Source organism: Nocardia uniformis NBRC 13702 (assembly GCF_001613345.1).
Lineage (GTDB): Bacteria > Actinomycetota > Actinomycetes > Mycobacteriales > Mycobacteriaceae > Nocardia > Nocardia uniformis.
Genome location: NZ_BDCE01000046.1, coordinates 135844 through 147911 on the forward strand (window position 1 = coordinate 135844; position 12068 = coordinate 147911).

At 63.3% G+C, this 12068-nt stretch carries 11 protein-coding genes and 1 pseudogene; 7 read left to right on the forward strand and 5 right to left on the reverse strand.

The genetic code is table 11. The features are described from left to right. The first annotated feature begins 406 nt into the window (after window positions 1–406). Both NU1_RS15410 and NU1_RS15415 read left to right on the forward strand, forming a co-directional pair. On the forward strand, window positions 407–1276 hold the full coding sequence (locus NU1_RS15410) for a DUF5753 domain-containing protein (protein ID WP_067522141.1): 870 nt from the start codon (window positions 407–409) through the stop codon (window positions 1274–1276). Further along, window positions 1273–1608, forward strand: coding sequence for a DUF397 domain-containing protein (locus NU1_RS15415; protein WP_067521971.1), 336 nt, complete (start codon window positions 1273–1275; stop codon window positions 1606–1608). Before NU1_RS15410 ends, NU1_RS15415 begins: the two co-directional genes overlap by 4 nt. Window positions 1609–1715: 107 nt before the next feature. Here NU1_RS15415 and NU1_RS42230 read toward each other — a convergent pair whose 3' ends face one another. The 4 genes from NU1_RS42230 to NU1_RS41455 all read right to left on the reverse strand — a co-directional run bounded on the left by NU1_RS42230 (window position 1716) and on the right by NU1_RS41455 (window position 5024). Continuing rightward, complete coding sequence (locus tag NU1_RS42230; RefSeq protein WP_067521973.1) at window positions 1716–1913, reverse strand: PqqD family protein; 198 nt, start codon at window positions 1911–1913, stop codon at window positions 1716–1718. A 95-nt stretch (window positions 1914–2008) separates the two neighbouring features. Continuing rightward, the gene (locus tag NU1_RS15425) at window positions 2009–3478 is read right to left on the reverse strand and encodes an asparagine synthase-related protein (RefSeq protein ID WP_169815066.1); all 1470 of its coding nucleotides are present in this window, start codon (window positions 3476–3478) and stop codon (window positions 2009–2011) included. Between the two features lie 320 nt (window positions 3479–3798). Further along, on the reverse strand, window positions 3799–4842 hold the full coding sequence (locus NU1_RS15430; RefSeq protein ID WP_067521977.1) for a radical SAM protein: 1044 nt from the start codon (window positions 4840–4842) through the stop codon (window positions 3799–3801). A gap of 23 nt (window positions 4843–4865) precedes the next feature. Further along, window positions 4866–5024: a hypothetical protein gene (locus tag NU1_RS41455; RefSeq protein ID WP_157552312.1), complete on the reverse strand. Its 159-nt coding sequence runs from the start codon at window positions 5022–5024 to the stop codon at window positions 4866–4868. Window positions 5025–5361: 337 nt separating this feature from the next. On the opposite strand from NU1_RS41455, the gene NU1_RS15435 reads away from it, so the two are divergent. Beyond that, window positions 5362–6669 (forward strand): serine hydrolase domain-containing protein, encoded by a 1308-nt coding sequence (locus NU1_RS15435; protein ID WP_067521979.1) that lies wholly within the window; start codon window positions 5362–5364, stop codon window positions 6667–6669. On the opposite strand, the gene NU1_RS15440 is transcribed toward NU1_RS15435, so the two are convergent. After that, window positions 6650–7849: an NsdA family TPR-like regulatory protein gene (locus NU1_RS15440; protein WP_169815067.1), complete on the reverse strand. Its 1200-nt coding sequence runs from the start codon at window positions 7847–7849 to the stop codon at window positions 6650–6652. The genes NU1_RS15435 and NU1_RS15440 overlap by 20 nt on opposite strands. Window positions 7850–8217: 368 nt before the next feature. Between NU1_RS15440 and NU1_RS41460 the strand changes: the two genes are divergently transcribed. The 4 genes and pseudogenes from NU1_RS41460 to NU1_RS15455 all read left to right on the forward strand — a co-directional run. Continuing rightward, entirely contained in the window at window positions 8218–8400 is a 183-nt protein-coding gene (locus NU1_RS41460) for a hypothetical protein (RefSeq protein WP_157552314.1), read from the forward strand. Between the two features lie 146 nt (window positions 8401–8546). Then, window positions 8547–9128 carry a hypothetical protein gene (locus NU1_RS15445; RefSeq protein WP_067521982.1) on the forward strand — a complete coding sequence of 194 codons (582 nt, stop codon included), beginning with the start codon at window positions 8547–8549 and terminating at the stop codon, window positions 9126–9128. Window positions 9129–9556: 428 nt separating this feature from the next. After that, complete coding sequence (gene dprE1 / locus NU1_RS15450; protein WP_281221118.1) at window positions 9557–10966, forward strand: decaprenylphosphoryl-beta-D-ribose oxidase; 1410 nt, start codon at window positions 9557–9559, stop codon at window positions 10964–10966. Between the two features lie 445 nt (window positions 10967–11411). Beyond that, window positions 11412–11984 (forward strand): annotated as a pseudogene (locus NU1_RS15455) (chloramphenicol phosphotransferase CPT family protein); the annotation flags it as partial. Window positions 11985–12068 lie beyond the last annotated feature (84 nt).

Consider the following 12068-nt stretch of genomic DNA (forward strand, 5'->3'; position numbering starts at 1 on the left):
GCTGGGCGTGGCTGCAGCATTGCCTGCCCGATCGCCTCACATGGGGTCAATGCCAGTAGACGTGTCAACGCTGTCAGTTCATCGACGACTTCGGCGATACGGAGTGCAGCCACTGCTTGCTCGATACCGACCGTGCGCCCCGGCAGGTACGACACAACCCATCGGGTCTGCCCGACTGATCGGGCTGAATGGTTCGTCTGGTCGCTGGTTATCAGCGTCCCAGTTACATGTATCGCCATCACTACGAATCCCCTCAGCTACGTCGTAGCACGATTGGAATATGAATAGTGATACAGATCATACGACGCGATTTTACTAAAATAAATAGTCCGATAACGAATCATTATCGGGCGCGCGTCCGTAGTAGGGTGAGACGAGATGTCCACCTTCGAGGAAGGGAGTGCTCGTGACCGCGACCTCGCCGGTCGTAGCGGATTGGGAGCTGCGCCTTCGCATTCGCGAGCAGGTCGAACGACACGGACTGAAGGGCGGCGCGATCGCCAAAGCGCTCGGCATCACGCCGCAGTACTGGTCGAGCGTGACCGTCGGCAAGTTCTTGTTTCCACGCGAGCTGCTCGAGAAGACCCTCGACCTGCTGGAGTTCGATGACGACGACCGGCGCGAGCTGCTGACCCTGCGCGACACAGCCAAGGAACGCGCGCCGTTCGCTGCGTACAGCGCGTTGTTCGGCGAATCGCTGATGCGGTTGTACGGGCTCGAAGCGGGTGCTCACGCCGTCAGGACCTTCGAGAACAGCGTGGTGCCCGGACTTCTGCAAACCGAGGATTACGCCCGTGCCCTCATGCGATCTACCGCGGCAACCAGGCCCACGGAAGCCGAGCAGCGCGTACGCGCCCGGCTGGAACGCCAACGTCGCCTTGACCCGCCGGACCCGTTGCAATTGTCCGTGGTTATCGGCCAGGCCGTGCTGATGTGCCAGGTCGGAGGTCCGCAAGTACACAAACAGCAACTGCTGCACCTGCGAAACCTCGCCGCAGATCGCTCCAACACCATCGATCTGCGGGTGATCCCGTTCGAGGCCGGTGACTCGCTCGCGGGACTGAATGCGGCAACCTTCCATCTTCTGGATTTCCAAAGTGCACGGTTACCGACCGTTGGTTGGTTGGAAACGGCCATCTACGGGGAACTCACTGAAGATGCGCGCAAAGTGGACGCATTGCAGTACCTATATGAGCAGGCCTGGGCAATTGCCCTGAGCGGGGACGAGTCTCTGCAGCTCATCGATCGAATCGCAAACCGAACAGGGCAAACGTGAGCACCGAATTCTTCAAGTCCACCCACAGTGGAGCGAACCAAAGCTGCGTCGAGATCGCCCACCGCGCCGACGTCGTCCTCATCCGAGACAGCAAGTACGTTGGGCCAGAAGAGATTCGACCACTGGTAACAGTCTCGGCTGCGCACTGGGCACAATTTCTCGAACTCGTCCTCGATGGCCGCTCCGCACAACTGGGCGAGCTGGCCGTGACCGTGCACAACGACGGGGGCGCATCGATCGCAGGCTCTGGTCACACCCTGGACTACACCCCTGACGAATGGGACGCGTTCTTGAAGGGCATCGTTGACCGGCAGTTCGACAGACCTGCGTAGGTAGTTCCCAGCTGTCGGGGTGACCCACGGCCGAAATGTCTTGGGCCACCCCGAACCTGTCGTAGGCCTCATGTCACGATCGCAATCCACGAGAGATTTTGTATCGGCTAGTCCAAGACGGTGATCAGGCCCACTCGGCGCAGCTGCGTGACGAATTCGGATACCCCCGAGACCGGATTTCCGATGGTCCGCGATACCAGGTCTGTGATCTGGTCCGGGGTGCGGGTGCCGTCGCACAACTCCCACACCCGGTAGGCGACGTCGTCGACCACGGCGACGGTTCCATCGTCGTCGTTGGGCACCATAACCCAGGTGTCGCCGGTGCAACTGCATTGTGCTGCAACCGCTTTCGGATACAGTCCCGGAGCTCTTTCTCCGGCTGCGGCTGATTGCTGTGTTGTCATCGCAGCGCATCTCCTACGTGTGTGAGCCATGAGTCAACGGCTACCGTCGCCCATAGCGCTGGTCCGTGTTCCGGTGCTCGTCCCGCCAGGTAGTCGTCGAGTGCGGTCCGCAACCCCGCTGTGTCGATCACGCCGGAATCGGCCAGCGGCCCGCCGTCGGCGACTGTTCGGATGGTGTCGGCGGCACGTTCCAACCCTGCGCGCATCAGCGCCCGCGCGTCCGCTTTGTCGCGACGCGCGGCCACTGTCGCAGGAAGCTCCGGCAGTGCCTCGCGCAGTACGACCTTCTCCATTCCCTTGTCACGGAATAACTCCGGTGGCAGCGCCCAGGTCCACGCGGCGAGATCAGGATCCAGGAACGGGTAGGTGACGGTTACTCCGGCGCGCCGTGCGGTGTCCTCCCACCAGCCGCCGCAGTGCACTCGGCCGGCGGCCCCCGCCTCGCCGACCAGCGCCCGCGAATACGCTTCGGTGAAATGGCCGGGCTCGGTCAGATGTGGGTAGCTATCGGCGAGCCGGTCGACCAGGCCGCATTGGTCTTGGTACTCCGCCGTCAGCCACGGCGGGATATCACGGAGGGCGTGTTGCACTCGGCTCCCACGTCGCTCATAGACACCTTCCAAGAGTGCCTGCGTGACCGAGCCCGCACCCGCTGGGTCAGGGAAGGTGCTGAGTTCGGACTCTGCGGCTGCTGTGTCACCAAGTGCTTGTCGGTCCGCGACCGCGAACACCTGCCCCAGCAGGAGTTCGTCCCCGCCCTCGCCAGCGAAGATCGAGCTCACCGGTTCCGAGTCGCTGGCTATGCGCTGGAGCATTGCCCAGTTCCGTGCGGCGTATGTCCATGCCTCCGGCTCATCACCGAAGGGGTGTTCGGCGCACAGCGGCAGTAGGTCGTCGGCCGGTAGGCGCACCACACGCATGCCGGTCGCCTCCTCCACGGCGTCGACGTAGCGGCGTTCGTCGCACGCTCGAAGCGCCGGTGCGCTGTATGTGAGTGCGAATCCACGTGGTCTGGATTGCAGGCCAACGGTTGCTGCTGCCGCCAACGAGGCGGAGTCGATACCGCCCGACAGCAAGACCGCGTCGTGACCGGTCCCGCAGCGCCGCAAGGCCGTCAGTAGACGAGTGCGGAACTCCTCGACCATCTCCGCGCGCGACAGCCGGTGCGTATCGGCGGTCTCGATGTATCCGACTTCTCGTATCGATACCGCCCCACCCGCGTGCACGATGAGGGCGTGGCCGGGTGGCAGACGCCGAACTCCCGCCCACGCCGACCCGGTCCGATCACACAGCGGAGGCACCAGATACGCCGCCAGCCCGACCCTGTCGACAGCTGCCTTCGGGTCGACTGCCCTCAATCCGCGGACAGTCGATGACACCCGCACCGGACCACCGCCGTGACTGTAGAACAAGGGCCGGGTCGCCATCGGTGACCGATACACGACCAGCCCCCCGTCGGGGGTCATCGCAACACAGTGCGCGTCGCCACTTATCGCGCCCAACGCAGTGGCCATGCGGTCCGGACGTTGGGTGACGGCCGGGTCGAGACCGTCGAGCGTGCCTGCAACCTCTGTGGCGACCCAAGGCGGGGCAGACACCGCGACGACAGTGCCGCTCGGCAGCGTGTGGAGGTTGCTGTAGGCGATGTCAACGCAACCCGCGCCGACCGCCACGGCGGCCGACGAATTGTGCTCGGTTTTCCATTCAACCGATCGGTCGAGCATCGTGCGTGTCATGGACGCGATGTCTGTACGGGGGTCGCGGCCGTTCTCAGCCTGTACCAGTGCTATCGAAGGCACTCGTTCTCCTCGGATTTCGTGAAAGCTGTTGTGGGATTGGGCCGGTCGCTAGCGCGGACGTGTACCACACCGGCTTGCGCGACCAACTGCAACGCCAGTGGCGTTAACGCAGCACGCAACTCAACCACCGCACCCGGATCGTCGGTGATAGCGCGACACAGCGAGCACATCGACCCGTTGAGAAGATTCGCCGAAATCCGTTGCCGAGCAGGATCGCTCAGCATGTTGAACATTCGGCGCGGCCCCCGCACATACAACGCATTGATGATCGGATCGCGCGACGCCACCGACAGCGCGTCACCGACATCGTCGGCCCGGCCGAGCGGCAACCGCAGCGGGGAGTCCGGTGGTGCACCCCGTGCAGGACCACAACACGTGTACAAGTCGCCTTCCGGTGTGAGGACAGGGCGCCCGACGACACCGCACGCCGTCTCGGGCACCTCGTCCACCGTCGCGCCTCGCCTCCGTGCCAGCTGAATACCGCGTCCGAACGGCAACACCTCGGCTGCCTCGAATCGCGCCCCGAACCGGTGTGCCGACTTCGTGGCTATGTCGTAAGCGTCGTGGTCCTGCGGTCCGCAGTACTGCACCACCATTTCCAGGTCGGTGCCGCTGGAGGCGGACAACAAGTGGTGCAAGGTGGTCTCACCGACGTACGGGGCAGTCGGCTGGACCAAGTGGTATTGATCGAAACTCACTGCCAGCTTGTCCAAGCCCGACGCGGTGAGTCGCCTGACGATCTCGGTCGCCCTGTTGTCGTCGCGTGCCCAGTACCCGGATGTCACCATCGAGGAACGCAGGCCCAGCGAGCGAGTGAGCTCGATACTCGCCAGCGCCAGCTCCGGCAGCAGCATCGGTTCGCCACCGGTGACGCACACCCCGTCCACATATGCGGCTGCTGACCGCACTGCTGCCTCCACCTGCTCCCACGACAGGTCCCCCCGCGCACGGGGGGACGAGTCGGTGATGCAGTGGGCGCAGGTGAGCGGGCACCGGTTCGTGATGTGCACGGCCAGCGTGTTGTACCGCATTACCTGTACCCTCCGCGTCCCGGTCAGCTGCCCTGCGAGGCGTGAATATGGGGGTCGATGTCCGGAACATCCTCCACAAGTTCGGCTTTCGAGAAAGTAGCCAGCAGCACCGGCCGCACTGTTCGCGGAACGGCTCCGCGACGGCTGCCACCGGGTAGTGAGGAGGGGGTGATGGTTGTCATGTGATGGGGTTCCCTTCCGGTTGTATCCCCGCGCTCCGGCAGAGTCACGTCCCGAATCAGACGCGCTGCTGCTGTGTTCTCCGCATTACCGGTGATCACCTCTGCGACGGCTAACTCGTTGCCAACCAAAGAATTTCGTCGCGATCGCGCATTCGTTCAGTCGGCTGTGTGGTTGAGCTTCTGGTTCGAAACACTGCCTGGCACGTGGTGCACTGTGCGCTTCCAGCGTGTATCGAGACGATGCTCCCGCGGAAGGTCAGGGATGCGGACAATGAATCTGTCCGCATCCACTGGACCACGGCCGTGTGCGATGCTGGTTGTTGACGGAAAGGGGCCTATGGACACCGACTTCCAGTCCAAACTGGCAGCTCGCGTCGCACATGAGCAGAGCGCCAACCATTTGCCCAGCCTGACCGTCGCCGCAGCTGTCGACGGCGTATTGCTCGCAGCAGCGTCGGCAGGGTTCGCCGATCTGAAGAACCTCGTCCCGACCAGCAGCGAGAGTTGCTACCGGATAGGCTCGATCACCAAAACTTTCACCGCCGCCCTCGCGGTCTTACTGTGCCGTCGGGGCACGCTGGGTCTCGAGGCCCCGGTCAGCCGGTACCTGCCCGGAACTCCGTTCGGTCACCTTCCGCTGAGGATGCTTCTCTCCCACAGCAGCGGACTGCAACGAGAAGTCCCCGTAGACATGTGGGAGAGCATGCAGGGGCCGTCGAAGCGCGAACTCCTCGATGCCTTCGGCCACGTCGAACTCGTCGCCGAACCGGGACAACGGTGGCACTACTCCAATCTCGGGTACGCCGTCATCGGACAGATCATCGAGCAGGTCACCGACCAATCGTGCGAGACAGCGATCGAACAGACCTTCCTCGAACCCCTCGACTTGACCCGGACCAGCTGGACGCCTCCAACCGATGCCGTTCTCGGATACCGCCTCGATCCGTACACCGATAGCGCCCACCGAGAGCCGGTCATGGACCAGGCCACAGCCGGAGTAGGCGGCCAAATGTGGTCCACACCAGCTGATCTGCTGAAGTGGGGTTACGCGCTATGCGGCGGCGAACCGGCCGTAGTACCGCCCGCCGTGATCGACGCCATGCATACCTTGCAAATCATGGTCGACACCCAGACCTGGAAACGCGGATGGGGGCTGGGGCTCATCCTCGACCGGCACGGAGATCGCGTACTCGGCGGACACACCGGGGCAATGCCGGGATTCCAGTCGGCCTTGAGCATCGATCGGCGCACCCGCACGGTGGTCGCCGGGCTCACCAACGTCACCCGCGGCATTTCCCTCAGCGACCTCACCACCGAGGTGGCGCTTGAAGCGAGCGCTGGTCGAGCAGAGCCACCGATATCGGAGTGGCAACCTGCACCCCCGTGCCCGGAATACGTGCGAGATCTACTCGGCATCTGGTGGACCGAATCAGACGAACTAGTTCTGCGGTGGGGTAGCGACGGCCTGCATGCTCACCTGGCCTCCAACCCGGCCACCACCGATACGCACTTCATTGCTGAGGGCACCGGGCGCTTCCGAGCTGTCGCAGGACGTCTACAGGGTGAGCTGCTCGTCGTGACAAGAACCCAGAGACAAGTCGAATTGTGTTGGGCAACTTATCCGCTCACCCGCACGCCGCGATGAGGCGGTGGAGTCGCTCGCGCGTGTCGTCGAGTCCGGTGTCGACGGGAAGTGTCATTCGGAGCTTCCGATCGACCGACCGGAAGACGCGGACCACGCGCGGGGTGATCGGCCCGCGCTGCGCATAGTCGAGCGTTTGATTGATTCCGGCCACAGCATCGTCGATCCTGCCCAGGCGTAGGTTGGCGTCGGCGCGTTCGAGCTGCCAGATGATGTTGTTCCTGACAAAACTGGTCGGCCCGGCACCCTCTTGTTCCTCGAGTGCCGCTATGGCCTGACGAGGATTCCCTAGATCGAGCAGGCACGATCCGCGATGCCCCGCCAACGCCCCCGCGTCAAAGACTGTGAGCCATTCGGGGTCCGAATCCTCTGACTGATGGCATGCAAGCTCGGATTCGGCCGTGGACAGCATCCGGCGACAGAGGTCAGCTTCGCCCATTCTGGCGTGTGCCCGCGCGGCCATAGTCGCGACGAACGCCACCAGACGCCGATTTCCGCTGCGGTATGCCCACGACAACGCGCCGTAAGCCTGCTCCGCGCCCCGAGCGGGCTCCCCGCTCCATGTACTCATGAATGCCACGTTCGGCCCACCGACATACGCCATGAGATCGAGAGCTCCCGCCCGTTCCGCTGACACACGCGCGTTCATGAACAGGTCCTCGGCCCTTTTTCGTTGGCCGCGATCGAACATCATCCAGCCCGCTAATTGCTGAGCTTCGGCCACCGTGCGCAACAGCAATGCCCGTTGGCCGACTGGAACTTTCGGAGCGAAACTCTGGGCGACTCGAATATGGCCGACCACCTCATCCAGTCGATTCGCTGCCATGGTGTGGTCCGCACTACGGACCTGCCCGATCAGACTTCGCAGCCGTTCGTCGGCCACATCCGGAGTAAAGGAGTCCAGCTCCAGGAGCTGTGAATCATCACGGAGGTCGATGAAATCCGCAGCAAGGCACAACAAATCGCCTTGCGCACCAAGTGCTTCGTCGAGCCGCTGGACAAGATCCAGCTGAGGCCGCCGCTGTGCCTTTTCGACCTTTCCGAGCAGGTCACCGCTGACGAGTACGGTCTTGCCGAGTTCCCGCAATGATTGGCGGGACCTGAGTCTGCGATCACGGAGTTCGGCACCGAACGCGGCAGCGGCCGACGATCGAGGATCGAGTTCACGAAGCGCCTGCCCCACGAGGGGATTATGCGCTGGCGGCGGCACCTGCGCAGCAGATATGCGACTTTGAAGCGACCCACGAACCCCAGCGCGGTCGACGCCGACTGGCTACGTAGGTGAATCCTGACGGCAGCTATCGATGGACTCGGACACTCGGACAGCACGGCCGAGATCTGTCGGCATCGGCAAACTCTGACCTCAACGACGAGCGTGTCAGGAGCCCTGGGCCTGCCCGGCAAACGCACGTGTCGACGCTCTTCGATATTCGAAGAGCGCTGACAGCACGCTCATGCCGCGACCCGCGCGTTTCAGCCGGGTAGGTCCGCAGAACGCGCCGGGTATTGAATCCGGCGTGCACTGCGGTCGATCATCAATGATTGCTGCTCATGAGCGAGCCCAGCCCGCAGTGGATTCCGCCCGAAGTCTGTGATCGATGCCCGCACCCGATCTCCGAACACACGGTGTGGAAGCCGGACGAGGAGTGCGGCGGCTGGATGCACTGCCGCGCGGCCGACTGCCAATGCTGGCACGACTGGCCGCGACTGGCCCGTCTCTATCCACAGGGCTGACTACATACAACGGTAGTGAGCGCTCATGCCGCGACATGCACTGTTCGGAGCGGCCAGACCGGGACTGCGGAAGATCAACTCACTGCGCACATTCCAGGCCGCAGAGAATGGGACGGCAAAGCCGTTGTCGTGGATAGTATTTGGCAGTGTTATCTCAGTTGCTGGGCACGCTGGGCGGGGTAGTGATCGGTGGCGGGATCGCCTTCCTCGCGTCCTACGTCAATGAACGGTCCAAGTGGAACCGGAGTCAGGCCACGCGGTGGGACGAACGTCGACTACAGGCGTATTCGGACTTCCTCATCGTCACCAGGGGTATGCACACCCTGGCCACACGTGTGGTTCGGATACGAGCAGGTGAACCCGACCAGCAAGGAATGTCCTTGCAAGAGGGCATCGTTCAGCTTGGTGAGCTCGAGCGTGAGCGCATTCAGCGGTGGCAGGAAGTGCAGTTGCTCGGCAGCCCCAACGCGGTGGCGATCGGCGACGAACTGAACAGATGCACATGGACCTTGGAGTATTTCGCATACGGGGAACTCGGCGGTGACGCAGATTGGCTGCTGATCATCCGAGAGGCCTACCGGCTGCGCAAGGAATTCAGTACGGCGGCTCGCAACGACCTCGGCGTCACCGAGACTGGCATCGCGGCCCCTGAGTGGCAAGATGCGTGGACCCCACGTGACCACATGATCGAGGTCCGCCGCCGAGCACAGCCGCTTCCCCCTTCCTAGCCACGGTCGATATGGGGCCGGGCAGTGCAATGACCTCCATTTCACCAGCGATCCACAGTCCCCCCATCGCGGGTTTCCCAACGTCCTCTCCTGCCGCGACCCGCGCGTTGGGCGGCCGTACAGATCTCTTGGCTGAGAAGGCTTCCCGACGTACGCACATGCCGAGGTGAGTGTATTCGGCGGTTGCGATGGGGTCAGGCCGGAAGGTTTCAGTTTACCGCCAGCGGTGGTCGCTGAGTGCCGCCGCTTCCCAACCCTTCGTCGCCGAAGATGGCCTGGCCGATGACGGAGTGGTTGTCTGAGCCTAGCATCGGCTGAGGCGACCACCGCGGTATCCGAGCCGCTGGTCACGCCCTTTCGAGCTGGTCAAGACTCCGGCGGCCCGTGCGCGGTGGCGGCGTCGCGCGGTGGACGGCTACCGTGGCGTCGTGAATTTCGTTCGAGGGGAATCGGTGATCGATCAACGTTCGTTGACCGGATGGGGTCGTGCCGCATCCACAGTGGCACAGGTACTTTCCACGCCCGATCTGGATGTGGTCGCCGAAGCGGTCCGCTCAGCAGGCCCCCGAGGGGTCATCGCGCGAGGACTCGGCCGCAGTTACGGCGACCCGGCACAGAACGGTGGCGGTCTGGTCGTCGACATGACTGTGTTCGACCGCATCCACACCATCGACCCGGACAACGGTGTTGTCGATGTCGACGGCGGCGTCAGCCTGGACGCGCTGATGCGTGCGGTCCTGCCGTACGGGCTGTGGGTTCGAGTGCTGCCGGGCACCCGACAGGTCACCATCGGCGGCGCGATCGCCTCCGACGTTCACGGCAAAAACCACCACTCCCAGGGCAGTTTCGGCAACCACGTGTTGTCGATGGATCTGCTCACCGCCGACGGCACAATCCGCACGCTCACCCCGGACGGTGCCGACGCGGACCTGTTTTGGGCGACCGTCGGCGGCATGGGTTTGACCGGAATCGTGGTGCGTGCCCGGATCCAGTTGAAGCGCACCGAGACCGCGTACTTCCTCGTGGACTGCGACCGCACCAGCACTCTCGATGAGACGATGGAGCTGCTGACCAACGGATCCGACGAGGGTTACGAGTACTCGGTGGCGGTCCCGGACACCATCAACACCGGCGCGAAACTCGGGCGAGCGATGTTTAGCCGAGGAAACCTCGCCAAGCGCGACGAGCTACCGGCCAAGCTGCGACGCAATCCACTGTACTTCGCTGCGCCGCAACTGCTCACGGTGCCCGACATCTTCCCCAGCGGGATGGTCAACAATCTCACCACCCGGATCGGCGGCGAGGTCACTTACCGGGTCTTCGGCAAGCAGGGGCGCGGTCTGATCCAAAACATCACCCAGTTCCTGCACCCGCTGGATGTGGTCGGCGAGTGGAATCGCGCCTACGGCCGCCGCGGTTTCCTGCAGTACCAGTTCTCGATGCCGTTCGGCGCCGAACAACAGCTCGCCGACGCGGTTCGGGCCATCGCGTACTCGGGGCACCGATCATTTCTCAACGTCTTCAAGCGAATGGGCCCCGCCAACCGGGCGCCGCTGTCCTGGCCGCACCCGGGATACATGCTGAGCCTGGACTTCCCGATCGAGTCAGGCCTGAACCAGTTCTGCGCTGAATTCGATCAGCGGGTCCTCGACGCCGGGGGGCGGTTGTATTTCGCCAAGGACTCCCGCACCAACCCGGAAACGATCCGTGCGATGTACCCACGGCTGGAGGAATGGCGGCGCATCCGCGACCTCGTCGATCCCGAACGGATCTTCGTCTCAGATCTCGCTCGCCGACTGCATCTGATCGACGATCATCCCGTCGTAGCACGTCACTGATCATTGATCGGCATTGCTTGCCTGGAACGAGCAAGCAGGCAACGCCGACTCAAACGCACTACTTTGCCGCATAGTGCGTGCTTCGAAACGGCGGATGTCAAGTTCAATCGTGACGTCAGTTATCGCCCATAGGACATGCCGCTCGGTCCGGCCGCCGTCGAGATTCACCGATGAACAGCGTCATGATTCGCCGATGTCACCACGTCTGCACCTCACAACTTTTCGGCGTTGCGACATCAGTGTCCTTTGCCTGTTGACCTGAGGTATTGCCAGCGTTCTGACACAAGTGCGGGGTTTCTGCCACTAACCTGGTGCGGATCGTTCGTTCCGATTGCCGTTTCGGGGCGGCCACCGGGCCCTCCGGCACCATGGAAGACATGCGTAGCCTCTCCAGCGCCGCCGACAATTCCGACGTTCCAGGCGAAGTCGCCCCGGTCAGGTCGTTCTCCTGAACGGTGTGTCGAGCTCGGGCAAGTCGAGCATCGCGCGTCAACTGCTGATCGATCTCGATCGACCCTTCTTCCACATGGGCGTCGACATGATCGGCGCGATGCGGTCGCAAACCAGAACCTACGAACTCGACGCGATCGCACTCACCGATGTCCTGCGCCAAACCCGCGCCGGTTTCCATCGAGCCGTCGCTGCGATGGCCTTGGCGGGCAACAACATTGTCATGGACCATGTGCTCAGCGAGCCATGGCGGCTGCGCGACTGCTTGACCGTCATGACCGGCATAGACGTCGTCTTCGTCGGTGTTCACTGCTCACTCGACGAACTGCGCCGACGCGAACAGCAGCGCAGCGACCGCCCCGTCGGCACCGCCGCCAGCCAGATCGAACCGGTCCACGCCCACTCAATCTATGACCTCGAAGTCGACACCAGCACCGACACGATCGAGGCTTGCTCCGCCCGGATCAAGAAATTCCTCGACCAAGGCCGATTGCGTCGAGCATTCGATCAGCTTCGGACTTCGGCGAACACTGACTTAGGTCAACAATCTGGCGGAGATCCAGTCTGATGGCCTGCCATACACCTGACGCAGCCCTGCTCATGACCCGCAAGCTGCACCACCTCAACTGGCAACGGACAATCAGCGTGCCCG

Coding starts and splice junctions, on each gene's coding strand:
- NU1_RS42230 (WP_067521973.1), bottom strand. CDS start 1,913: ATGGTGCCCAACGACGACGATGGAACCGTCGCCGTGGTCGACGACGTC.
- NU1_RS15425 (WP_169815066.1), bottom strand. CDS start 3,478: ATGACCCCCGACGGGGGGCTGGTCGTGTATCGGTCACCGATGGCGACC.
- NU1_RS15430 (WP_067521977.1), bottom strand. CDS start 4,842: ATGCGGTACAACACGCTGGCCGTGCACATCACGAACCGGTGCCCGCTC.
- NU1_RS41455 (WP_157552312.1), bottom strand. CDS start 5,024: ATGACAACCATCACCCCCTCCTCACTACCCGGTGGCAGCCGTCGCGGA.
- NU1_RS15435 (WP_067521979.1), top strand. CDS start 5,362: ATGGACACCGACTTCCAGTCCAAACTGGCAGCTCGCGTCGCACATGAG.
- NU1_RS41460 (WP_157552314.1), top strand. CDS start 8,218: ATGAGCGAGCCCAGCCCGCAGTGGATTCCGCCCGAAGTCTGTGATCGA.